23 protein-coding genes are annotated in these 23,048 nt (G+C 68.7%); 10 read left to right on the forward strand and 13 right to left on the reverse strand.

Features of this window, described 5'->3' with window-relative positions; genetic code table 11:
• Window positions 1-4 precede the first annotated feature (4 nt).
• From sepH to SD37_RS04190, 4 genes are all read right to left on the reverse strand, one after another.
• The gene (gene sepH / locus SD37_RS04175; RefSeq protein ID WP_037317943.1) at window positions 5-844 is read right to left on the reverse strand and encodes a septation protein SepH; all 840 of its coding nucleotides are present in this window, start codon (window positions 842-844) and stop codon (window positions 5-7) included.
• A gap of 189 nt (window positions 845-1,033) precedes the next feature.
• A complete protein-coding gene (locus tag SD37_RS04180; protein WP_065912746.1) occupies window positions 1,034-2,194 on the reverse strand; it encodes an ATP-binding protein in 1,161 nt (386 codons plus the stop codon).
• Entirely contained in the window at window positions 2,191-2,850 is a 660-nt protein-coding gene (locus tag SD37_RS04185) for a response regulator transcription factor (RefSeq protein WP_044853903.1), read from the reverse strand. Before SD37_RS04185 ends, SD37_RS04180 begins: the two co-directional genes overlap by 4 nt.
• A gap of 46 nt (window positions 2,851-2,896) precedes the next feature.
• Entirely contained in the window at window positions 2,897-4,711 is a 1,815-nt protein-coding gene (locus SD37_RS04190) for an alpha-L-fucosidase (RefSeq protein ID WP_044853904.1), read from the reverse strand.
• A gap of 237 nt (window positions 4,712-4,948) precedes the next feature.
• Between SD37_RS04190 and SD37_RS04195 the strand changes: the two genes are divergently transcribed.
• The 5 genes from SD37_RS04195 to SD37_RS04215 all read left to right on the forward strand — a co-directional run bounded on the left by SD37_RS04195 (window position 4,949) and on the right by SD37_RS04215 (window position 9,756).
• Window positions 4,949-5,503, forward strand: coding sequence for a hypothetical protein (locus SD37_RS04195; protein ID WP_044853905.1), 555 nt, complete (start codon window positions 4,949-4,951; stop codon window positions 5,501-5,503).
• Window positions 5,500-6,600: a peptidoglycan-binding protein gene (locus SD37_RS04200; RefSeq protein WP_044853906.1), complete on the forward strand. Its 1,101-nt coding sequence runs from the start codon at window positions 5,500-5,502 to the stop codon at window positions 6,598-6,600. The genes SD37_RS04195 and SD37_RS04200 overlap by 4 nt, the downstream gene beginning before the upstream one ends.
• Window positions 6,597-7,283, forward strand: a complete 687-nt coding sequence (locus SD37_RS04205) for an ABC transporter ATP-binding protein (RefSeq protein WP_044853907.1) — start codon at window positions 6,597-6,599, stop codon at window positions 7,281-7,283. Before SD37_RS04200 ends, SD37_RS04205 begins: the two co-directional genes overlap by 4 nt.
• The gene (locus SD37_RS04210) at window positions 7,280-8,494 is read left to right on the forward strand and encodes an ABC transporter permease (protein ID WP_044853908.1); all 1,215 of its coding nucleotides are present in this window, start codon (window positions 7,280-7,282) and stop codon (window positions 8,492-8,494) included. Before SD37_RS04205 ends, SD37_RS04210 begins: the two co-directional genes overlap by 4 nt.
• Window positions 8,495-8,586: 92 nt before the next feature.
• On the forward strand, window positions 8,587-9,756 hold the full coding sequence (locus SD37_RS04215; RefSeq protein ID WP_044853909.1) for a glycosyltransferase 87 family protein: 1,170 nt from the start codon (window positions 8,587-8,589) through the stop codon (window positions 9,754-9,756).
• A gap of 74 nt (window positions 9,757-9,830) precedes the next feature.
• On the opposite strand, the gene serC is transcribed toward SD37_RS04215, so the two are convergent.
• Entirely contained in the window at window positions 9,831-10,958 is a 1,128-nt protein-coding gene (gene serC / locus SD37_RS04220; protein WP_044853910.1) for a phosphoserine transaminase, read from the reverse strand.
• 115 nt (window positions 10,959-11,073) lie between these two features.
• On the opposite strand from serC, the gene SD37_RS04225 reads away from it, so the two are divergent.
• Both SD37_RS04225 and SD37_RS04230 read left to right on the forward strand, forming a co-directional pair.
• Window positions 11,074-11,391: a hypothetical protein gene (locus SD37_RS04225; protein ID WP_044853911.1), complete on the forward strand. Its 318-nt coding sequence runs from the start codon at window positions 11,074-11,076 to the stop codon at window positions 11,389-11,391.
• Window positions 11,391-11,900 (forward strand): hypothetical protein, encoded by a 510-nt coding sequence (locus SD37_RS04230; protein WP_044853912.1) that lies wholly within the window; start codon window positions 11,391-11,393, stop codon window positions 11,898-11,900. Before SD37_RS04225 ends, SD37_RS04230 begins: the two co-directional genes overlap by 1 nt.
• On the opposite strand, the gene SD37_RS04235 is transcribed toward SD37_RS04230, so the two are convergent.
• The 8 genes from SD37_RS04235 to SD37_RS04270 all read right to left on the reverse strand — a co-directional run bounded on the left by SD37_RS04235 (window position 11,897) and on the right by SD37_RS04270 (window position 19,095).
• Complete coding sequence (locus SD37_RS04235) at window positions 11,897-13,243, reverse strand: serine hydrolase domain-containing protein (RefSeq protein ID WP_044854071.1); 1,347 nt, start codon at window positions 13,241-13,243, stop codon at window positions 11,897-11,899. The genes SD37_RS04230 and SD37_RS04235 overlap by 4 nt on opposite strands.
• 14 nt (window positions 13,244-13,257) lie before the next feature.
• Window positions 13,258-13,878, reverse strand: coding sequence for a response regulator (locus SD37_RS04240; RefSeq protein WP_044853913.1), 621 nt, complete (start codon window positions 13,876-13,878; stop codon window positions 13,258-13,260).
• Entirely contained in the window at window positions 13,875-15,035 is a 1,161-nt protein-coding gene (locus SD37_RS04245; RefSeq protein WP_044853914.1) for a sensor histidine kinase, read from the reverse strand. Before SD37_RS04245 ends, SD37_RS04240 begins: the two co-directional genes overlap by 4 nt.
• The gene (locus tag SD37_RS04250) at window positions 15,032-15,844 is read right to left on the reverse strand and encodes an ABC transporter permease (protein WP_044853915.1); all 813 of its coding nucleotides are present in this window, start codon (window positions 15,842-15,844) and stop codon (window positions 15,032-15,034) included. Before SD37_RS04250 ends, SD37_RS04245 begins: the two co-directional genes overlap by 4 nt.
• Complete coding sequence (locus SD37_RS04255) at window positions 15,841-16,680, reverse strand: ABC transporter ATP-binding protein (protein ID WP_145926526.1); 840 nt, start codon at window positions 16,678-16,680, stop codon at window positions 15,841-15,843. Before SD37_RS04255 ends, SD37_RS04250 begins: the two co-directional genes overlap by 4 nt.
• An 84-nt stretch (window positions 16,681-16,764) precedes the next feature.
• On the reverse strand, window positions 16,765-17,694 hold the full coding sequence (locus SD37_RS04260; protein WP_044853917.1) for a nucleotidyl transferase AbiEii/AbiGii toxin family protein: 930 nt from the start codon (window positions 17,692-17,694) through the stop codon (window positions 16,765-16,767).
• A gap of 72 nt (window positions 17,695-17,766) precedes the next feature.
• Window positions 17,767-18,459, reverse strand: coding sequence for a type IV toxin-antitoxin system AbiEi family antitoxin domain-containing protein (locus SD37_RS04265; RefSeq protein WP_044853918.1), 693 nt, complete (start codon window positions 18,457-18,459; stop codon window positions 17,767-17,769).
• A gap of 48 nt (window positions 18,460-18,507) precedes the next feature.
• Window positions 18,508-19,095: a TetR/AcrR family transcriptional regulator gene (locus tag SD37_RS04270; protein ID WP_044853919.1), complete on the reverse strand. Its 588-nt coding sequence runs from the start codon at window positions 19,093-19,095 to the stop codon at window positions 18,508-18,510.
• 80 nt (window positions 19,096-19,175) lie between these two features.
• On the opposite strand from SD37_RS04270, the gene SD37_RS04275 reads away from it, so the two are divergent.
• The 3 genes from SD37_RS04275 to SD37_RS04285 are packed head-to-tail and all read left to right on the forward strand — an operon-like array spanning window position 19,176 to window position 23,017.
• Window positions 19,176-20,675: an MFS transporter gene (locus SD37_RS04275; protein ID WP_044853920.1), complete on the forward strand. Its 1,500-nt coding sequence runs from the start codon at window positions 19,176-19,178 to the stop codon at window positions 20,673-20,675.
• A gap of 36 nt (window positions 20,676-20,711) precedes the next feature.
• Window positions 20,712-22,403, forward strand: coding sequence for an SDR family oxidoreductase (locus SD37_RS04280; protein WP_044854072.1), 1,692 nt, complete (start codon window positions 20,712-20,714; stop codon window positions 22,401-22,403).
• 23 nt (window positions 22,404-22,426) lie between these two features.
• Window positions 22,427-23,017, forward strand: a complete 591-nt coding sequence (locus SD37_RS04285) for a TetR/AcrR family transcriptional regulator (RefSeq protein WP_044853921.1) — start codon at window positions 22,427-22,429, stop codon at window positions 23,015-23,017.
• Window positions 23,018-23,048: the final 31 nt, after the last annotated feature.

A 23,048-nucleotide genomic window follows, 5' to 3' on the forward strand; every position in this document is an offset into this window, starting at 1 on the left:
GAATTCAACCTCTTTGTGAGCGGACGCCCAGTAAGACGTCTTCCCAGGATGGGACGATGGGGTGGTTCTTCTTCCCCTTCGCGCGCGGAGCGGGCTCCGGCACTTCCTCCGGCTCGTCAGCCGGGGGATCCACGTCTTCGTCAGGCTCCGCTATCGGCGCGTCGATCACCTTCGCGACCGGCTCGTCGGGGACCGAATCCAAAGTGGGCTGGATAACCGCGTCCCTGCCGGGATCCAGTGCCCGCACCGTGCGCGGGGCACGGTAGGCGTTGGGGTTGAGCAGGACTTCGGCGTTCTCGTCGAGCGCCTGCACGGTGCCGCCGTGCGCGCCCGGGGAGAACGACCAGTGCGCGCGGTTGTCCGAGCGGCCGGCCTTCCAGCACAGCACGACGACCCACTTGCCGTCGTCGCCGCGCCAGGAGTCCCAGGTCGCCTGGCTGTAGTCGTGACCGCGGAGACCGAACGAGTGCGCCATGACCTCGCCGAGCGTCTGCACGTCGGGGCCGTCTTCGCGGACCGGGTGCGCCCGCTGGGCCAGCTCCGCGGTGCGCGAGCGTTCGAGCAGGACCGGGTACGCGAACCGCTCGACGCGCTGGACGCTGACGCCGGCGCTGCTCGCGACCTGCTCCACGGACTCACCGGCCCGGATTCGCGCCTGGATCTCGCGTGGCCGCATCTGGCTCTCCAACTCGATCTCGATCTGGCCGAGGCGGGTGATGTCACCCCTCGCCGCCGCTCGCAGCCTCTCATCCGCGGGGAGCAGGAAACGCGTGCGGCTCGCCGGGTCCTCGCACACGATGGACTTACCGTCCTCGTGCAGCCCGACCACCCGTAGCGCTCGCATTCTCGCCTCCCCTGCTCTTCACCTTTGTGGGTGTTCACGGTAATCCGGCGCGTCGGCTTGACGTGTGAGGCGCGCCGATGTCATGTGTCCTGCTCACTATTTTGTTCATGGCAGCAAGTGCATTCTGCTGGAGCAAGACGCGGGCCGCCGTGTGACGCGCTGGACACGCACAGTCACGATCGGGGGAATCTACGGCAGCCGCACCCGGACGATCAGTCCGCCGCCCCGGCCGCCGGGTTCCGCGCCCGCGCTCCCGCCGTGCGCCTTGGCGATGGACCGGACGATCGACAGCCCGAGCCCGGCGTTGCGGGAGTCGCCGGTCCGGTCGCCCGAAAGCCGCCGGAACGGCTCGAACAGCGCGGGTACGGCGTCGAACGGCACCCGCGGGCCGGTGTTGCGCACCACCAGGGCCGGATCGCCCCCGAGGTCGACGTGGATCCAGCCGCCCTCGCGGTTGTAGGTGATGGCGTTGTGCACGAGGTTCGTGCCCAGCCGCTCCAGCAGCACCGGATCGCCGGACACCGTCCGTGGCCGCAGCCGCGACTCGACGGTGACGCCCGCCTCCTCGGCCATGGCCGCCGCCGAGCGGAGCACCGTCGCCACGACCTCGTCCAGCCGGACGGGGGTGCGCGCGGCCAGGCCGCGGTCACTGCGCGCGAGCACCAGGAGGCCTTCGATCATCCGCTCGCTGCGTTCGTTGGTGTAGATCAGGTGTTCGCCGAGTTTCCGGACCTCCGGGCTGACGTCGGGATCGGCCATCGCCACCTCGACCAGCGTGCGCTGCACCGCCAGCGGGGTCCGCAGCTCGTGGGAGGCGTTGGCGACGAAACGCTTCTGGCTCTCGAACGACACGGCGAGCCGGTCGAGCATGCCGTCGAAGGTGTCCGCGAGCTCCTTGAGTTCGTCGTCCGGGCCGTCGAGGTCGATCCGCCGGTCGAGGTTCTCGATCTCGAGTTTCCGCGCGGTCGAGGTGATCGCGTGCAGTGGCCGCAGCACGCGGCTCGCCATCAGCCAGCCGAGCAGCACCGCGAGCGCACCGGCGATCGCCAGCGCCACCAGCGACTGCCACAGCAGGGTGGAAAGGACGTCCGAGCGGTACTCGCTGAGTGAGGTCGCGACCAGTTGCGTGGCCTGTGCGCGTTCGGCGGGCAGGATGCTCGTCGTTTCCATCGGGTAGGCGCGCTGGACCGCGACGCCCGCCATGCTGTCGGTCGCGAACGCGGCCGAATCCGGCAGCGTCGAACTCACCAGCAGGTAGTTGACGATCAGCAGCGCGAGCCCGACGAGCAGGAACGCCCCGCCGTAGAGCGCCGTCAGCTTGGTGCGGACCGACAGCCGGAGCGGTTTCACGAGCCGAGCCGGTAACCGGCGCCGGGCACGGTCTCGATCAGCGGCGGCTCACCGAGCTTGCGCCGCAACGTCATCATCGCCACCCGGACGGCGTTCGTGAACGGATCCGCGTGCTCGTCCCACGCCTTCTCCAGCAGTTCTTCCGCGCTGACCACGGCCCCTTCGGCGCGCATGAGCACCTCCAGTACCGCGAATTCCTTGGGGGACAAGGGAAGGAACCGGCCATCGCGCGACGCCTGATGCCGGGGGAGATCGAGGACGACGCCGTCGCGTTCCAGAACCGGCGGCAGCGCCGGCCGCGCGCGCCGGGACAGCGCCTGCACCCGCGCGACGAGTTCGGCGAACGCGAACGGTTTCGTCAGGTAGTCGTCGGCGCCGAGGCCCAGCCCGGCGACCCGGTCGGTGACGTCGGCGGCGGCCGTCAGCATGAGGACCCGCGCCTCGCCGCCGGTTTCGAGCACCGCGGCGCAGACGTCGTCGCCGTGCACGACCGGGAGGTCCCGGTCGAGCACGACGACGTCGTAACCGTGCACCCCCACCCGGTCCAGGGCCTGTTCGCCGTCGTAGCAGACGTCGACGGCCATCGAGAACCGTCGCAGGCCCTCGGCGATCGTGTCCGCCAGGAGCCGCTCGTCCTCCACCACCAGCACTCTCACCAGGTCAGTCTGCCCCGGGAGGGGGTAAGCACGGGATAAGCGTGGATCAGCCTGCCGGGTGCAACTGCCGGGCCGGGATCACCTGCTGAGGGGTGTTCGGGCTGGACCACAGCAGCTTCATCGACGCCTCGCCCCCTCGTTCGGTCTGTTCGAGCCGGATCGCGTACGACTTCCCGGCGACCAGGTCGATGGTCGCTTTGTCGACACTCGGGCCGTGCGGGGTCATGTTGTCGATCAGGAGTTTCCCGTCGACCCACAGCCGCACGGTGTCGTCGGAGACCGTGGTGAACGTGTACTTCCCGGTGTCGCGCGCGGTGACCTGACCGCTCCAGCGCGACGAGAACGCTTCCGCCGGGATCTTCGCGTCGGGCGATCCGGTGAACTTCCAGTTGTGGTTCACGCCCGGTTCGACCCGGCGCACGGCCGGCGTCCCGGTGAAGTCCATGTTCGGCCAGTACTCCGCGGTCAGCCCGGTCCCGCGGCCGACAGGAGCCTGGGGCAGCGGATCGACACTCAGTTCGATGACGGTCGCGATGTCGTTAGTCCGGCCGCCCGACGGCGTGAGCTTCACGCTTCCGGACGACTGCTCCACCTTCACGCGCTGCCCGCTGCCGAGGACCCGTGCGTCGCGAACCCGGAACGGGGCCAACGCGTCGAGCGTCAGCGAACCGCCGGAAGCGGGCCAGTCGAAGACCGACGCGTAAAGCTTGTCGCCGCGACGGCTCACCACGCCCCAGCCCGGTTCCGCGACCAGGCCCGGTGCGCTCGCGCCGTAAACCGCGGAAGACTGCTTGGCCGTCCGCAGCCACTGACCCATCTGCTTCAGCCGGTCGACGGATTCCTGCGGGACGCGCCCGTTGCGATCAGGTCCGACATTGAGCAGGAAATTGCCGCTTCGACCGGCGATCGAAAGCAGTTTCCTGGTCAGATCCGCCGGGGATTTCCAGTTGTGGTCCCAATCCGTGTAACCCCAGCTGCCGTTGAGGGTCATGCACGATTCCCACAGCTGTCCGTCGACGGGCTTGTCCGGGATCTCCTGTTCGGGGGTCCCGGTGTCACCGTCGACCACGCGGCGTTTGCCGACCCGGTTGTTGACCACAATGGACGGATCGAGGCCGCGAACATAGGCCTCCAACTCCTCGCCGTCCTTTTCGGTCCACGGGTTGTTGGGGCGGTCGGCGCTCCATTCGCCGTCGAACCACAGCACCGCCGGATGGTAGTTGTCGACGAGTTCCTTGAGCTGGGCGTACATCCGCTCCTTGTACTTCGGGAACGTCGCCGGATCCGGGAAGTCGGGATCGTGCCAGTCCCAGATCGAGTAGTAGAAACCGAGTTTGACGTCCCGCGCGGCCGTGGCGCGTTTCAGTTCGGCGAGGATGTCACGGTTCTTGTCGAAGGACGAATGGTCGCGCAGGTTGAACTTGTTGACCTTGGTCGGCCACATCGCGTAGCCCTCGTGATGTTTCGAGGTGATCACCACGTACTTCTGGCCCGCGTCCTTCGCGGTTTGCGCGATGGCGTTCGCGTCGAATCCGGCGGGGTTGAACTTCGCGGCGATCTGCTCGTATTCGGCGCGCGGGATCTGACAGTTCCGCTGGATCCATTCCGCGTCCTGGCACACGGTTCCGTCCGGGCGCTGGTACTTCCCTTGCAACTGGGAGTACGCGCCGAAGTGGATGAACTGGCCGAACCGGTCTTCGCGCCACCAGCGCGTCCGGTCGGCGGTGAACGGGTCGTCGTAGGCGTAGTCGGTCCCGGGTCCGGTGGGCGGTGGAGCCGCTTCCGCGGCGGCGGGCGTGACGCCCAGCGCGGTGGTCGCGATGACGAGGGCCACGAGGGCCCGGAGTGGCTGGCGGCGCATCTTGCACTCCTCTTCGCTGAGGTGTGGACCGTCGGGACTCTAAGGAAGACAGAGATCCGATGTGAACCCCCGAAAGGCTGCGGAAGCCCCTAGTTCACCCGGAAAGACGGCAAATAGATCCGATCTCTGTACCGCTGAGTGGGACTGTAAGCACGGCATAAGCGACTTCGCTTACCGCCCCGGAATCGCCCGCTCCGTAGAACTCCACCTCACGAAGACGATCGAGGAGGAGCAGCGATGCGGAAACGACCGATGGCGGCACTGGTCGCCTTAGCGGTCCTGACGCTGGTGGCCGGCTGTGGCGGCGACGGGGACGGCGGCGACAAGGTCGCCTCGATCTCCTCCCCGCCGAGTGCCGCGAGCGGAGACGGGAAGCAGCAGGCCGACAACGTGTCCGACGAGGACAAGATGCGCAACTACGCGAAATGCATGCGCGAGCACGGGGTCGACATGCCGGATCCCAAGACCGATGGTGAAGGGAAGGGCTCGATCACCATCGAGGCCGGCGGCGAGGGCAGGCTCGGCGACGACAAGCTGAAGGCCGCGGGCGACGCGTGCCGCAAGCTGCTGCCGAACGGCGGCGAGATCAAGCCGCCGTCGCCGGAAGAGCTCGACAAGATGCGCAAGGAAGCCAAGTGCATGCGCGAGCACGGCATCGACTTCCCGGATCCCGACCCCACGGGCAAGGGAGCGATGGCGCTCGGTACCGCGGATCAGGACATGAAGAAGTTCGAAGAAGCGGCGAAAGCCTGTGGTCTCGGCATGAGCATGAGGGCGGCTCCGGCGAAATGAGCGAACACGAAGGACCCGGCGGCCTACGGCGTTCGCGCCGGGCTCGCTGGTACGTCGTCGCGGCGGTCCTCGTCGTCGTGGTCGGGACGACCTCGGTGGTCGTGATGACCAGGGTGACGTCGGAAGCCGGGCAGGTCGGGCAGGCGCCGCCCCCGGTGGAGACCGCGAAGGTCGAGAAGACGGATTTGCAGGAGGAGGAAGAGGCGAGCGGAACCCTGGGCTACGGCGCGGAAAACTCCCTCGCGGCCCGGAAACAGGGCACCATCACGTCTCTTCCGGCCGCGGGCACGGTGCTCTCCAGGGGCAAGGCGGTGTACGGAGTCGACGCGAAACCGGTGCCGCTGTTCTACGGCACCTTGCCGTTCTTCCGCGATCTCGCGGACGGCGCGACGGACGGCCCGGACGTCAAGCAGCTGGAAGAGAACCTGAAGGCGCTCGGCTTCAGCGGGTTCGGCACGCCCGACAAGAAGTTCACCTCGGCCACCGCCGCCGCGCTCAAGAAATGGCAGAAGTCGCTGGGCGCCGAGCAGACCGGCACCTTCGGCCAGGGCGACGTCGTCCTCGCTCCGGGCGAGATCCGGGTTTCGCAGCTCGCCGCCCAGCTTGGCGGCCCGAGCGGCGGTGAACTCCTGAAATACACGGGAACCGGGCGCGTCGTCGAGGTCAAGCTCGACGCCGCCAAACAAGCCATCGCCAAGGAGGGCGACAAGGTCGGGATCGACATCACCGGCGGGAAGGCCGCGACCGGCACGATCACCGAGGTCGGCAAGGTCGCGGAGAACGGCAAGGACTCCGCCGGACAGGACAACGGCAAGCCGACGATCAAGGTGAAGATCACCCTGGACGATCCGGGCGCGGCCGGATCGCTCGACTCGACGCCGGTCTCGGTTCGGTTCACCAAGGAAGTCCACAGTGGAGTGTTGGCGGTGCCGGTCGGGGCGCTGCTCGCGCTCGCCGAGGGCGGATACGCCGTCGAGGTGGACGAAGGCGGAAAACGACGGCTCGTCGCGGTGAAGACCGGTCTCTTCTCCGGCGGCCGCGTCGAGGTCACCGGAACCGGCCTCTCCGCCGGGATGCGGGTGGTGACGACTTCATGACCCCGGTGCTGGCCGTGCGCAACGCCTCGCGCACCTATCCCGGCGAGGTGCGCGCGCTGCACGAAGTGACACTGTCCATCGAGGACAGGGAGATGGTCGCCATCGTCGGGCCGTCCGGTTCGGGCAAGTCGACGTTGCTGCAGCTGATGGGCACGCTCGACCGGCCGACCACCGGCGTCATCGAACTGCGCGGGCACGACGTCGCGAAACTGCCGGACCGCAAGCTTTCGGCGTTGCGGTCGCGGTGGATCGGGTTCGTGTTCCAGCAGTTCTTCCTCAGCGAGGGGGTGAGCGCGGTCGACAACGTCGCCACGGGGCTGCTGTACGCGGGGGTGCCGCGGCGGAAACGGCGGGAGCGGGCGCTCGCCGCGCTCGACCGGGTCGGTCTCGCGCACCGGGCGGGGCATTTCCCGAACGAGCTTTCCGGCGGGGAGCGGCAGCGGGTGGCGATCGCGCGGGCGGTCGTCAACTCGCCGTCGATCCTGCTGGCCGACGAGCCGACCGGGAACCTCGACACGGGCAACGGCGCGGCGATCCTGAACCTGCTCGCCACGTTGAGCTCGCAGGGGACGACCGTCGTGATCATCACGCACGACCGGGAGATCGCGGCGGGTGTCCCACGGCGGATCGAGTTGCGGGACGGCCGGATCCGGCTCGACACCGGGACGGGAGTGCTGGTGTGAGCGCGCCCGTCCTCGACAAGACGCCGGATCCGGCCCGGCTCGGCCCGCGTGACGTGCTGACCCTCGGCGCGCACGGGATGCGGACGCGGCCGATGCGCGCGGTGCTGTCCGCGCTGGGCATCGGCATCGGGATCGCCGCGATGGTGGCGGTGCTCGCGATCCCGGCGTCGGGCGCGAAGGCGTTGCAAGACCAGCTGGCCGCGCTCGGTACCAACCTGCTTTCGGCCGGGCCGGGCAAGACGATGTTCGGTGGCGACGCGACCCTGCCGGACAGCGCGGTGCCGATGGCGAAACGGATCGCCCCGGTGACGGCGGCGTCCGCCGTCGGGACCACCGGCGGGACCGTGCGGCGGACGGACAAGATCGCCAAGGACGAGACATCCGGTCTCGGCGTCTACGCCGCGACGCCCGATCTGCTCGACGTCGTCGGCGGATCGGTCCGGGCGGGGCAGTTCCTCCGAGACGCCACCCGGGACTATCCGGTCGTCGTCCTCGGTTCGGTCGCGGCCGCGCGGCTCGGGATCGACCACCTCGACCCGGCCAAGCCGCCGCAGGTGTTCATCGGCGGGCACTGGTTCACCGTCGGCGGGATCCTCGGGCCGATGCCGCTCGCGCCGGAGATCGAGCGGTCGGCGCTGGTCGGCTGGGACGTCGCGAAGCGGCTCCTCGGCTTCGAGGGGCATCCGAGCACCGTGTACGTCCGGGCGAAGGACTCGCAGGTCGAGAACGTCCGATCGGTGCTCGCGCAGACGATGAACCCGGAGGCGCCCAACGAGGTCGAGGTGCGTCGTCCGTCGGAGGCGCTGGAGGCGCAGAAGCTGACGGAGAACACCTACAGCGCCCTGTTCCTCGGGCTCGGCGGGGTGGCGCTGCTGGTCGGCGGCGTCGGGGTGGCCAACACGATGGTGATCTCGGTACTGGAGCGGCGCCGGGAGATCGGGCTGCGTCGCGCGCTCGGGGCGACGAAACGGCAGGTCAGAGGCCAGTTCCTGGCCGAGTCAGTGCTGTTGTCCGGCTTCGGCGGGATCTCCGGGGTCCTGGTCGGGGTGCTGGTGACGTCCGCGTACGCGCTGAGCCAAGGCTGGCCGGCGGTGCTCCCGGTCGGCGCCCTGCTCGGCGGGGTCGGGGTCTCGGCGCTGGTCGGTGCCGTCGCCGGGGCGTATCCGGCGATGCGCGCGGCCCGCCTCCCGCCCACCCAGGCCCTCGCCTAGAACGCGTTTCGTCCTCTGGATGCGGTGGTTCGCACCGCCGACTACCGCATCCAGAGGACGAACTGCGAGGTGGCGGTGGGTAATCTCGCCGGGTGCTGGTGGGATTGTCGGGGCGGAGACTCGCGGGGGCGTTGCTCGCGCTCGAAGTCGTCGTGGTCGCCGTGCTGTTCACGCTGAAGGTGTTCGACGGCCAGGACCTCGAGGTCTACGTCGGCGGCGCCCGGCTGCTCCTCGACTCGGGCGACCCGTACGGCACCTGGGTGCAGACGCACGGGGGCTGGCTGCCCTTCACCTACACGCCGTTCGCGGCGGCGGTGTTCCTGCCCGGCACCCTGCTGTCCGCCGCGCTGGCGACGAGGCTGGTCGGGCTCGCGTCGATCATCGCGGGCGGGATCGTCGTGTACCTCTTCGTCGCGACGCTCAACGGCTCGCTCACCGACCGTGCCGACGTCCGCGGCCGCGCCATCGCCGTACTGGCGGCGATCGGGGCGCAGGCGGCGGGCGGGATCATGGAACCGGTCCGCTCGACGCTCGGCTTCGGCCAGGTCAACACCCTGCTGATGCTGATGGTCGTCCTCGACGCCCTGCTGCCGGGCCGCGCGCGCACCAAGGGACTGCTGATCGGCGTCGCCGCCGCGATCAAGCTGACGCCGGCCTTCTTCATCCTGTTCTTCTTGTTCCGCAAGGACTTCCGCTCGGCCGCCCGGGTCGTCGCCGGATTCCTCGGGGCCGGGCTGCTGATGTGGCTGACCGCGCCGAGCGCGTCGGCGCGGTTCTGGACGAACATCCTCTTCGACACCAGCCGCATCGGCGATCGCGGTTACGTCGGGAACCAGTCGCTGCGGGGCATGCTGGCGCGGTTCGGGCTCGGCTCGGCGGAGGACGTCGTCTGGGTGCTGGCCGCGGTGGTGGTGGTCGCGCTGACCGCGTTCGTGATCGTGCGGGTCGCGGAACCGGTGTACGCGCTGACAGCCTGCGCTGTCGGCGGGCTGCTGGTCTCGCCGGTTTCCTGGACGCACCACTGGGTCTGGTGTGTGCCTCTGCTGGCGCTGCTGGTGTGGATGCGGTCGGTGGGGTCCTACGTGCTCGCGGTCGTGACGGTGGCGCTGTTCATGATCGCGCCGATGTGGCTCGCGCCGCGGCCCGCCGGGAGCTTCGGCTGGTGGCTGGCGACGGAATCCTTTGTGCTGTACGGACTTCTGCTGCTGGGGCTGGCGGCGGTCTTCCTCCGGCGCGCGAAGTGTCATGAGGGGTCCCCATAGGACGAAATTTGTCCTATGGGGACCCCTCATGACATGCGCACGGGGCGCCGGACTTCAGCTGCCGAGCGGTTAGCTCAGCCCAGGCGCTCGACGACGTACTCGATGCTCTGGGTCAGCTTCGTGATGTCCTCGGGGTCGATGGCGGGGAACAGGCCGACGCGCAGCTGGTTGCGGCCCAGCTTCCGGTACGGCTCGGTGTCGACGATCCCGTTGGCGCGCAGCACCTTCGCCACCGCGGCGGCGTCCACCTCGTCGGCGAAGTCGATGGTGCCGACGACCTGCGAGCGCAGCGACGGGTCGCTGACGAACGGCGTCGTGTAGCTGGTCTTCTCGGCCCATTCGTACAGCCGGGTCGAGGAGTCGCGGGTGCGCGAGGTGGTCCACTCGAGACCGCCGTTCGAGTTCATCCACTCGATCTGGTCGGCCAGCAGGAACAGCGTCGACACCGCCGGGGTGTTGTACGTCTGGTCCTTGCGCGAGTTGTCGAGCGCGGTGGTCAGCGACAGGAACTCGGGGATCCAGCGGTCGCTCGCGCCGATCTCGCCGATGCGCTCGACCGCGGCGGGCGAGGCCAGCGCGATCCAGAGGCCACCGTCGGAGGCGAAGGACTTCTGGGGCGCGAAGTAGTAGACGTCGAAGTCCTCGGCCTTGACCGGCAGGCCGCCCGCGCCGGAGGTGGCGTCGATCGCCACGAGCGCGCCTTCGCTGCCTTCGGGGCGGCGGACCGGCACCGCGACCCCCGTGGAGGTCTCGTTGTGGGCCCAGCCGACCAGGTCGGCACCGGCTTCGTAGGCGATCTCGGGCGCGCTGCCCGGGTCGGCCTTGACGACGATCGGGTCGGCGAGGAACGGGGCGCCCTTGGTCACCGTGGCGAACTTCGACGAGAACTCGCCGTAGGTGAAGTGCTGCGCACGCTCACGCACGAGCCCGAACGCGGCGGCGTCCCAGAATGCGGTCGTCCCGCCGTTGCCGAGGACCACTTCGTAGCCTTCGGGCAGGGAGAACAATTCGGACAGACCCGCACGCACGCGGCCGACGAGGGACTTCACCGGCTTCTGACGGTGCGAGGTGCCGAGGTAGGTGGCACCGGATTTCGCCAGGTTGGCGAGCTGCTCGTCACGGACCTTGGACGGTCCGCAGCCGAAGCGGCCATCGGCCGGCTTGAGGTCCGCGGGGAGGGTCAACTCAGGTGCGTCGGTCATGGGCCCAGTCTCTCAGGTCGGGACGGGCCTGCTGACAGTTGGTGCCGTCTGTCCGGCATATGGGATCGAGGATCTCGCTGTCGCCCTTGCCGACCGACGGGTAGCTTCTCGCCTCATGGCGACAGTGCACGAACGATTCCCCCTGCCCCCCGAGGCGTTGTGGCAGGCCCTCCCGAACGGGGTCACCGCGGTCAAGGGGAAGAACCCCTACTACGACGCGGCCGCGGGCTACGTCACCTTCTCCACCAGCATGGGCCTCTTCAGCTATGGGCAGACCGTGACGGTGAAGGTCGAGCGGACGTCCGAGGGCTCCGGGCTGGCGATCCAGACGAGCTTGAAGTTCGGTTTCATCGACTTCGGTGAGGGCAAGCGCATCGCCCGCAAGTTCATCGCGGCCGTCGGCGCCTCCGTCGGGCACACTCCGGCTGTCTGATGCCTGATCCCTGGGGCCCGCGGTGGGGCTTCCTGCTCTTGTACCTCCTCCTGTTCGTCATCCACTGGGCCTTCCGCGACTGGGACGACACGGCCACCATCGGCGCGATCGTCGGTTTCGTGGCGATGCTGGTACTCGTGTTCGTCCCCGGTCTGCCGCGCTGGATCCACGGCGACCTGCCGGGGGAGGTCTCCGCGCCCAGGTTCGGCCAGTGGTGGACGGCGCTGCGGCTCACGATCCGGCGTCGCAAAGGCGTCATGGACGTCGTGCTCGGTCCTTGGGCACGCGTCACCGCGACGTCCGCGCCGGAGGCGGATCCCGTGCGCGGCTGGGCCGTCCTCGACGGGCACCCGGCGAAGTTCGTCATCGAGGACTGCCCTGACGAACTCGCCGAGTCGCTGCGCGGAAGCCGCCGGATGTGGGTCGTCGGCGACGCCCACTACGGCGATGTGCTGGTGTGCGCGGCGGGCGGCCGTGAGTTCACGACCGCCGCGTTCCGGTTCCGCTAGCGCCAGCCGTCGGGGTCGACGCCGCCCGGGATCGGCGCGGCCGGATCGAACGGCGTGCGCGAGAAGATGAACGTCACGAGGTCGAGGTGGTTCGGCTTGCCGTCCGAATCCCGCCCGACCCGCAGCGTTTCGCCGGCGTAGTACCCGTCGAGCCCGATCCAGGTGTCGTCGCCGAGCGGCGTGAACCGCGACGCGCGGCCGGGACCGTCGGTCGGCGCGAGCGAGAACGAGCCGTCCGGGAGCAGCCGCAGGTGATACGGCGTCGGGCCCCAGTGCCACAGCCCGGTCAGCTCCAGCAGCTTCGGGTCCACAGTGGACGGTTGCCATTCCGCGGGCATCGCCGGTTCGTGCTGTTCGGTCAGCGTCATGAGGTCGAGGCACAGCTGCGTGATGCCGACCCCGGCCGTCGAGTTCGTCAGCACCAGCGCGCCGATACCGGCGTCGGCGTCGATCAGTGAGCAGGCGAGGAAGCCCGGCATCGATCCGGTGTGCCCGGCGAGCCGCCTGCCCTGCGTGCGGACCAGCATGACGCCGAGGCCGAAACCGGTCGTCCAGGTGTCGCCGTCGTCCACGGTGACCATTTCGCGCATCTCCGCGACGGTCTTCTCGCTCAGCACGCCGCCGGTGTGGCCGCCGAGGAACGCCGTCCAGCGGCCGAGGTCGGTGACCGTCGACCACAGCTGGCCCGCGGGGGCCATCGCGCCCGCGTCCGGCGACGGTTCCGGCAGGAGGAGGTCGGCGAAGGGGTGCACGGCGAACCCGCTCGCGTGCGCGCCTTCCGGATGCGGCGAGGTCCGGTTCATGCCGAGCGGGCCGAGGATCTCGGCGCGGACGACGTCGAGCCACGACCGCCCGCGGAGCCGGGCGACCAGCTCGCCGAGGACGCCGTAGCCGACGTTGCTGTAGTGGAACCGGCTGCCGGGACGGTGCCGCGTCGCGCCGTCTTCGAGGCTCGCGACGAGCGCGTCCCAGTCGGCGCCCACCGTGCGCTCCCACCAGGAACCGGGCGATTCCGCGGTCAGGCCCGAGGTGTGGGAGAGCAGCTGCGCGATGGTCGCCGAGCCGAACGCGGTACCGGGGAGGTGCCGTTCGAGCGGGTCGTTGAGGTCGAGCGCGCCTTCGTCGCGCAGGCGCATGACGGCCGTCGCGACGAGCGTTTTGGTGATCGACCCGAGCCGGTACTGCGTGTCGTTGTCCGGTGTCTCGCCGTCGACGCGGCCACGCGCTCCTGACCAGGCGATTTCCCCGTCGCGGACGACGGCGGCGACGAGGGACGGGGCACGGCACGAGGATTGCTCGTGCGCCAGGCGGCGAAGCAGCGCCAGTTCGGTCGTGGCAAGCATGGGCTGCATTCTGCCTACCCGAGCAGGCCCAGCCGCATGGCGGTGGTCACCGCGGCCGTCCGGTCCGAAACGTCCAGTTTTCCGAACACCCGCAACAGGTGCGTCTTGACCGTCGCCTCACTGATGTGGAGCGCCCGGCCGATGTCGGAGTTGGTGTCGCCTTGCGCGACCAGTCGCAGCACCTCGATCTCGCGCGCCGACAACGGCGACGACGTCGGATTGCGCACGCGGTTCACCAGCTTCCCGGCGACCGAAGGCGCCAAGACCGTCTCACCGCGCGACGCGGCCCGGATCGCTCCGGCCAGCTCCGTGCGCGAAGCGTCCTTCAACAGGTAGCCGGAGGCTCCCGCTTCGACCGCGCGCAGGATGTCCGCGTCCGTCTCGTACGTGGTGAGCACGACGACCCGCTGACCCGGCCTGTCGGCGAGGATCTTCCTGGTCGCGCCGACCCCGTCGAGACCGGGCATCCGCAGGTCCATCAGGATCACGTCCGGCTGCTTGACCCGGCTCAGCGCGACGGCCTCGTCGCCGGAACCCGCTTCGCCGATGACGCTCAGATCCGGTTCGGCCTCCAGCATGCCGCGCAGGCCTTCCCGCACCACGGGGTGATCGTCGACCAGCATGATCGTGATCACGCGGGCACCTCCAGTTCCAGCGTCGTCCCCGCACCGGGTCCGCTTTCGAGCTTCACCCTGCCACCGACCTGATCCGCCCGCGTGCGCATCCCCCGCAGGCCGAAGCCGCCGCTGGGCTCTGCGGGGTCGAATCCCGTGCCGTCGTCGGTCACCCCGAGCCGGACTCGTCCGTCCACAACGGACAGCCGGAGGGAGACCCTGGTGGCGCGGGAATGCTTGCGGATGTTGCTCAACGCCTCCTGCGCACCTCGCAGGAGGACGACCTCGGTGGCCATCGGCAGCGACGGCAGCGGGCCTTCGATCGCTATCGTCGCTTCGATCCCGGCCTCCTCGGTGAGCCGTTCGACCTGACGGCGCAACGCTTCTTCGAGGGAGGCGGCGGCGAGGGCCGACGGTACCTCCGCCGCGACCATCGCCCGCGCCTCGGCCAGGTTCTCCCGCGCCGTCCGCGCGGCCAGCTCCAGATGGCGCCGGGCCGCCTTCGGGTCGGTGTCCATTTCGGACTCGATGGCCTGGGTGAGCGTGACGATACTGGTGAAGCCCTGCGCGAGCGTGTCGTGGATCTCGCGGGCCATGCGCTCGCGTTCGGCGGCCGTGCCCGCCTCCCGCGAGAGCCGGGCGACCTCCGCCTGGCTGGCTTCCAGTTGTTCGATCAGCGCGGCGCGGCCTTTGCTCTGTTCGATGATGCCCGTGGTGTAGCGCCCGGCGAGGAGGCTGAAGACGATCAGGATCGCGGTCATCGGCAGCAGGATGCGCAAAGCGGGCTGATCGAGACCGCCGCGGGCGATCGACGACACGGGGCCCAGCAGCACCGCGAACGTGGTGAGGATCGACGCCGTCCTCGTCGTCAGCGTCATGTAGAGCACCGGACAGGCGAAGAACAGGATGAAACTCGACGTGGTGGATGCGAAGGTGGCGCCCGTGAGGAGGGCCATCAGGATCCCGACGAACAACCAGGGCGTGTACTCGTAGTCCGGGCCTTTGATGAGGTGACGCCCGCGGACGAGGTAGGCCACGCCGACGCCCGCGATGCACAGCACCGCGATCGTCTTGGCGGTGGCCGTCCCCTCTTCGAAGAGCACCAGGGCGATCGTCGCGGCGAAGGTGATCGCGAAGAGGACCTCCCAGAGCCAGAAGAACCGCTCCCAGGCGTTCATTTGCCTTCGTTCGACCAGCGGAACGTCAGTTTCGCCAGCAGCAGACCCGCCACGCACCACGCCCCCAGCACCAGAGCCACCATCGGAAGTTCCCATGTCCCCGCCATCTCCTGTGTCGCCGCCTCGGCCGGCAGGAACACCGAGCGGAAGCCCTGGCAGATCCACTTCACCGGGAAGAAGGAGGCGATGGTGACCATAACCTTCGGCAGGTTGATGATGGGCGTGACGAACACCCCGGAGATGAACTGCAGCGCGATGTAGATCAGGTTGGTCACCGCGACCGCGCCGCTGACCGACTTGGTCACCGAGCTGAGCGCGATGCCCAGCAGGGTGCAGCTGGTGATGCCGAGCAGGAAGACCCACAGCGCCGTGAGGATCTTGGCCGGGTCGGTGGGCAGGCTCAGGCCGAACAGCAGACTGCCCACGATCGCCATCAGCACGACCTGCGCGACACTCGAAACACCGACGAGGATGATCTTGCCGATGAAATAGGACGCGGCGGGCATCGGCGTGCCGCGCAGCCGCTTGAGCGCGCCGGCTTCGCGGTCGGACGCGAGCCCGATGCCGATGCTGGTGAACGACGTCGAGACGATGCCGGAGCCGATCATGCCCGCGGCCAGCACCTGACCGGTGGTGATCGCCATCCCCGGCATCGACGAGTTCAGCATCGAGCCGAGCAGGATCATCAGCAAGGACGGGAAGGCGAAGGTGAAGATCACCTGTTCCCGGATGCGGAAGAACTGCTTGAGTTCGGCCGCGCCCCGGATGAGGCCGAGCGAGAAGGTGCCCGGCAGGGTCAGCGTGCTCATCGGGCTTCTCCGATCAGGTCGAGGTAGGTCTCTTCGAGGGTGGGGCGGTGGACGGTCAGCTCCGACGGCTCGCGGCCGTCGGCGGACAGCTCGCGGATGAGCTTGGCCGGGTAATGGGTGCGCTCCAGGTGGTTGCCGTGCTCGTCGGCCCAGCGGACGGTGGCCTCCGCGGTCGCGCGGCCGCCCAGCGTCTGCGGTGTCCCCTCGGCGACGATCCGGCCGCGCGCGATCACCGCGACCCGGTCGGCGAGCGCCTCGGCCTCGTCGAGGTAGTGCGTGGTGAGCAGGATCGTGGTGCCCTCGTGGGCGAGGCTTTGGATCAGCCCCCAGAATTGGCGCCGGGCTTCGGGATCGAACCCGGTCGTCGGCTCGTCGAGGAACACCAGCTCGGGCCGTCCGATGATGCCGAGCGCGACGTCCACACGACGACGTTGTCCGCCGGAGAGGTTTTTGACGCGGGCACCCGCTTTCTCGGTCAGGCCGACCTTCTCGATCACTTCGTCGGCGTCGCGGGGATTCGGGTAGTAGCGGGCGAAATGCCGGACGGTCTCGGCGACGGTGAGTTCGGCGGCGTCGTTGGCGGTCTGCAGCACGATCCCGAGCCGCGACCTCCAGGCGCGGCTCGCGGTTCCGGGGTCCTCGCCGAGGACGTCGACCTCGCCGGACGTCCGCTTACGGTGTCCTTCGAGGATCTCCACCGTCGTCGTCTTGCCCGCGCCGTTGGGGCCGAGCAACGCGAACACCTCGCCCTGCTCGATGTCGAGGTCGATGCCCGCGACGGCCAGGTGGCCCGGGTACTCCTTGCGCAGCCCGCGCACTTTCACTGCGGTTTTCATACGTAGATCGTGCTTCGGCGGGCCCTGCGTCCGGGACGTCCGCTGGACTGAACCCGGTTGTCAACCGATCGATGGACACCGGTGTCACCCCCAGGCTCGTTCCTCGGGGTTCCATCGCCCTCTCGGCGGCGTCGCCTGCAGAAGCGGAGTGACGAAGGCGTCCGCGAGGGGGTGCACACCTTCCAACGTCCGGAATTCGGAAGGCAGGCCGCGGACACCCTGGGCGACCTTGCGATAGCCGCCCTTCCAGGAACGAGGATCGGGGGTCTCGAACCTGGCAGGTGGATTCACCACCATCCCGCGTCTCCGGCGTCGAGCGATTTCGTCGTGCAGGATCTCGTGCGTCTCCTTGCCCGGTATGGGCGACTTCAACGCGAACAGGGCGAGATCGACCAGATCCTTGTAGCGAGTGGACGGATGACCGGCGGCCTGGTGGCGCTCGTACATCGCGCAGATCTTTTCCGCGACATGGTCTTCGATCGGGAACATCCGCGCTTCCGGCCAAGGGGCGCACTCGCTCACGAACGGAGGCCTCAGTGGCTCGGTGGCGATGGATCCGCGCGGCGGATGCCCGGACGTGACGACGTCCACCTGCACGCGGTGATTGAGAGGTGTGTTTTCGAACATCACCATGAACGACACCTTGCGGGTTGGACGTTCGACATGGGCTTGATCGGCGGTTCTGAGATGGGAGAACCAGATTTGATCGGCGAGGCGCAACGTGGCAGCCGCCTTGAGCGCGTCGACCGCGGCGTCGGTCGTGTCCTCCGCGGAGAGCAGGTCGATGTCGGTGGAGTAGCGCGCGGAAGGCCACCGGACGAGCAGGGCTTGCCCGCCTTTCAATACCCAGTTCGATGCGTCATCGCCGTGGAAGACCCGGGCGATCAAACGTCGATGAAAGTGCAACTGCAGTAGCTCGCCGGTGGAGGCGCCCATCCTTTCGGCACGGTTCTTCGCTCTGTTCTTCTGAGAGTCGAGATAGCCGCGCGGCGTTCTCGGGGGCTGAGAGGGCATCCCGCCATCGTCGTGCGCGGGACGAACTCAATGGAGAAGGTGGACCGGCCTTGATTTGCCTTTCCGCAAGCTCTATCGCCGCGTCGGAATCGGACGGTGGGCGAGACGTGCGACCGAGGTGCCGATCCCGGCGAGCAGGTGTTCGAGCAAGGCTTCGCCGTCTCCGGGGCGGCGGACGCCATAAACCAAGGCATAGGGACCGATGTGCTCTGCCAAGACATCCAGGCGAAGGAGGTGAGCCTCTACTGCTTCTTGGATCATCGTGGCGATATGACTGCCGTCGATACGCTGCTCCATCAGGTCGCGGATGGTGCGTAGGACCGTGGTGACGGGAAGTCCGTCGATCGTTGTCACGTCGTCTTCGAGTAGTCCGGCGATCCTGAAGCGCACGTCCGGATCTCGGCTGGTGCGACGGCGTGGAGTGGTCAGAACTATCCGGTCGTTGACGAGTTCACCGAGTCCGTGCAGCCGGGCGGCCGATTCGTGGGAAAGCACTCCGCCGTCCGGATCGAGAGGAGCCCGCTTCCACGCGGGTTCGGCCGCGTTGAGCATCAGCCAAGCCGCCTGTTCCTCCCGTGCTTCGGTCACGACGGCGATCGTCGCCGCGTAGACGCCGTGACGGACACGGTCGAGGTGCCCGGCTTTCTCCAAGCGATGCAACGTGACGCCGTCGACGCCTGTCCCCTTGGCTTGCCGGGACGTGACCATGCCCCATTGGGCGCTGGTGAACGCACTGAGCAGTCGTAGTGCGTCACTCGTCTTCATACAGCGAAGTTTACGTCACTAAGCAGCGTTAGTTACATTCAGACGTAATTAGCGCTGGATGAGCAGGGTGCGGATGGCGGTTTCGAGCGCCGGAAGCAGAGCGGCTGGGGTGGCAGAGGTGAGCATCCGGTTCGCGAACCCGTCGGAAAGGGCGAGGACAGCGTCGGCCAGGTCACTCGCCGCGAGATCATCGCGGACATGGCCGGCCGACTGCGCTTCCGAGATGTACTGGGTCGTGATCTCCGCGAGTTCGTCGTAGCCGGTGCGGATGAACTCGGCCCACGAAGGCCGGACGGCGGCGCGGGCGGTGAAAGCGTTGATGACGATCACCTCCGCGCGGCGCTGCTCGTCGAGCGGCATGGCCTCGGTCACCAGGCGTAGCAGCAGGTCCAGCAGGTCGCCGGACCGATCGAGGGTTTCCCAGCGCTGCTCCAGGAACTCGCTGGTCAGGTCGAGGGCGAACCGGAACAGATCCTCCTTGGTGGAGAAGTACTTCTGCACCGCGCCCGCGGACAGCCCGGCTTCGACCGCGACCGAGCGCACGCTGACGGCCTCGACGCCCTCGCGCGCGACGATGCGCAGGAGGGCGCCCGCGATCTCCCGGCGGCGTTCGGTCCGGTCCACGATCTTCGGCACGGGCGCATCTTATGTCCGGGCGACTCGTTGCGCGCCTTAGGTCTTTAGAATACATTCGTATCCGGAAAAGGGGGTTTGGGGTGGGCGAAGTACTGCGAAAGCGACGCGCGGAAGAGAATCGGCTCGCCGCCGCGCTGACCAAGGGGCCGGCGGAGGTCCTCGACTTCCTCTTGCCGTTGTGGGCGGGGAGTCAGCTCGGCGCGTCGGCCGCCGAGGTCGGGGCGCTGACGGCGCTGGAGACGCTGGTGTCGTTCGTCGTCCGGCCGATCGCGGGCGCACTGGCGGACCGGTTCGACCGCGGGCGGGTCGCGGCGGTCGGCGCGGTCCTCTATGGACTGTCCTTTGTGGTCTATGCCGTGACTCCGGGTATAGGCCTCGCCTACGTCGCGGCGGTTCTCGGCGGCGCGGGCGGCGCACTGTTCTGGGTGGCGTTGCGGGCCCGCGTCGGGGAGGGGCTCGCGGGAGACGACGCCGCGTTCAGCAAGCTGTTCGCGGCCGAGGGTGGTGGCACCTGGATCGCCTTCGTGGCCGCGCTGACCGCGATCGCCTGGATCGACTACCGGGGCGTGTTCTGGCTCGGCGCGGCTGCCTGCGCGGTGGCCGCGGCAGTCCTGCTGAGCGCGCGATCCGCGCCGGTACGCGAAGCGGATGCGCCACGGCTTCTTCAACTGGGCAGGCGAATGCGGCCGATGCTCGTGCTCGTCGCGTTGACCGCGATGGCCGAGGCCGGGGTCGCCCTGCTGCTCCTGATGCACCTGCAACGCGGGCATCGGCTGGGGCTCGGCGAGATCGCCGCCGTGTTCATCCCCGGGTTCATCGTGTACAGCCTGCTGCCGGACTACCTGCACGGCTTCGTCCGCAAGGTCGGTCGCACGCGGGTCCTGGCCCTGGCGATGACGGCGAGCGCGCTCTTCGCCGCCGGTTTGTCCTTCGCGCCGGGCCCGGCGGTGCTCGCGGTCATGTGGGTCCTGTCCGCGGCGGCGTTCGCCGCGGCCGTCCCGGTGGAGCAGGCGGTGGTCGCCGAGGCGGCGGGGCTGAGCCTCGGCCGGGCGATGGGCATCTACGAGAGCGCGGCACTACTCGGAGCGACAATCGGGACGTTCCTGGCGGGGCAGCTCTACGGCTCGGACGCCGGGTGGCGTGGCGCCTGCTTCGGCGCGGCGGCGCTTTTGCTCTTCGGATCGTTCGTGGTCCGCGGTGCCGTGCGGCGGGTCGGCGTCGCGGAGTTTCCCGTGGAACCAGCGAAAACGCCGTCACAAAAGGAAAAACCGGCCTCCAGCACGATCGAGGAGGTGTCGCAAGAGCCTGAACCGGTGAAGGCGGATGCGAACAGGCGCGCGAATCGGTTCCGGAACTGGGCGGCCCACGCCGGGCTGTATGTCGTCGTGCAGGCGGCACTGGCGATCGCCGGTCGCAGCTGGCCGGTCGAAGCGCTGTTCGGCGGCCCCCACGACGCCGGCTGGTTCTGGAACTCGAGTGGTCACTGGTTGTTGAACCTCGGCCGGATCTGGACCTTCGTCCTGGTGATCGACACCTGCTGGACGGCAGGCCGCGCGCTGCTGGAAAAGCGGCCTTATTGACATGTTGTCTAACATGACACTATGTCTCATACGTGGGTGACGGCCAGCGACGGTGTCCGCCTCTCGGTCCGGGTGACCGGTGTCGACGACGCGCCCACGGTGGTGCTCGTCCACGGCTATCCGGACAACGGGTCCATGTGGGACGGCGTCGCCGCCCTGCTCGAACGCCACTACCGGGTCGTCGTCTACGACGTCCGCGGGGCAGGCCGTTCGGACAAGCCTTCGGGACGCGCGTCCTACAGGTTGGACCAGTTGTCCGAAGACCTGGCTTCGGTCATCGACGAGGTCCGTCCCGAAGGCAAGGTCCACCTGCTCGCGCACGACTGGGGCTCCATCCAGACCTGGCACGCCGTCACCGGCGACCGGTTGCGCGGACGGCTCGCGTCGTTCACCTCGATCTCCGGGCCGAGCCTCGATCACGCGGGCGCGTGGTTCCGCGCGCAGCTGCGCCCGAGCCCGAAGCGGCTCAGGAACGCGCTGGCGCAGGGGCTGCACTCGACGTACATCCTCGGCTTCCAAATTCCCCTGATCCCGCAGCTGCTGTGGCGCACCGGGGTGATGGGCACGCTGATCGGCCGGATGGATCCGGCGGCCGCCGCTCCGTCCACTTCGGACGGTTTGTACGGGCTCAACCTCTACCGCGCCAACATGTTCACCAGGCTCTCCCGGCCGCGGCCACGTAAGGCCGAGATCCCGGTCCAGGTGCTCGCGCCCACCGGCGACAAATTCGTCACCACGCCGCTGCAGACCGAGGTCGAGCGGTGGGCCCCGGACCTCCGGGTCCGCCGGATCGTCGGCACGCATTGGGTGCCCAGGGAGAAGCCGGAAGTGATCGCTTCGGCGGTGGGCGAGCTGATCGACCACGTCGAAGGCGGCGAGGAGAGCCGAGCACTCAAACGGGCCCGCTCGGCCGGGTTCGCGCACAAGCTCGTCGTGGTCACCGGCGCGGGCAGCGGCATCGGCCGCGCGACGGCACTCGCGTTCGCGGACAAGGGTGCCGATGTCGTCATCACCGACATCAACGGCTCGGCCGCCGCGGACACCGCGAAGCTCCTGCGGGACAAGGGCGTCACCGTCGGCGAGTACACAGTGGACTCCTCCGACGCCGAAGCGGTCGAGAAGTTCGCGCAGCGGGTCAAGGAGGAGTTCGGCGTCCCGGACATCGTCGTGAACAACGCCGGGATCGGCCTTTCCGGTCCGTTCCTCGACACGACGATCGAGGACTGGGAACGCCTCATCGACGTGAACCTCTGGGGCGTCATCCACGGCTGCCGCGTCTTCGCCGAACAGATGCGGGATCGCGCCGAAGGCGGCCAGATCGTCAACGTCGCGTCGGCCGCGGCGTACCTGCCCTCGAAGATCCTTTCCGCCTACGCCACCACGAAATCCGCCGTGCTGACACTGAGTGTGTGCCTGCGCGCCGAACTCGACGCCGAGAACATCGGCGTCACCGCGATCTGCCCCGGGATCGTGAACACCAACATCACCAGCACCACGCGGTTCGTGGGTGTCGACGACATCGAGCAGAAGCGGCGCCAGAAGTCGAGCAGCAGGCTTTACGCGAAACGCGGTTTCGGACCGGAGAAGGTTGCGCGCGACATCCTGCGCGCGGTCGAAAAGGACAAAGCGATCCAGCCGTCGACCCCGGAGGCCAAGGCCGCGCTCGTCCTCTCCCGGCTCACCCCCGGACTGCTGCGGGCCTCGGCGAAACTGGACCTCACCCCGTGACCTCCGCCAAACGCCCTCGCCGGATGTCGCCCCAGGCGCGCCGCGAGGACCTGATCCGCGCCGCCCTGGACCTGTTCGGCTCGCGCGCGCCCGAACTCGTCACGGTCGACGACATCATCGCCCGCGCCGAGGTCTCGCGGCCGCTGTTCTACCGGTACTTCTCAAGCCTGCGGGAACTGCAGGTCGAGGCGCTGAAGACGGTCACCGAAGGCCTCATCGACGGCCTCGCCGGCCTCGAGGAAGGGCCGCCCGAGACGAGGCTGCGCGCCGCGGTCCGCGGCCTGATCGACGTCGCCGACCACTACCGCGCCGGCTACGTCGCCTTGCTGCGAAGCGGTTCGGTGATCGCGACGTCGGAGACCGACGCGGCGATCGACGAGGTCCGCAACCGCGCCGTCGAGCTGATCCTCGACGCGCTGGAAGTGTCGGATCCCTCACCTATGCTGCTGCTGACCTTGCGGTGCTGGACCGCCGTGGTCGAGGGCGCCCTGCTGAGCTGGCTGCAGGAACGCGCCGTGCCCCGGGAGGTGCTCGACCGCTGGCTGGTCGATCAGCTCACGGCCATGCTCGCGACGACCGCGAACCACGAGTCCTCGGTCCCGCAGACGCTATGAAAGGTCCTTTCCTTGCAAATTTCGCAAGGAA

Origin of the sequence: Amycolatopsis orientalis (assembly GCF_000943515.2) — a bacterium.
GTDB classification, from domain to species: domain Bacteria; phylum Actinomycetota; class Actinomycetes; order Mycobacteriales; family Pseudonocardiaceae; genus Amycolatopsis; species Amycolatopsis orientalis.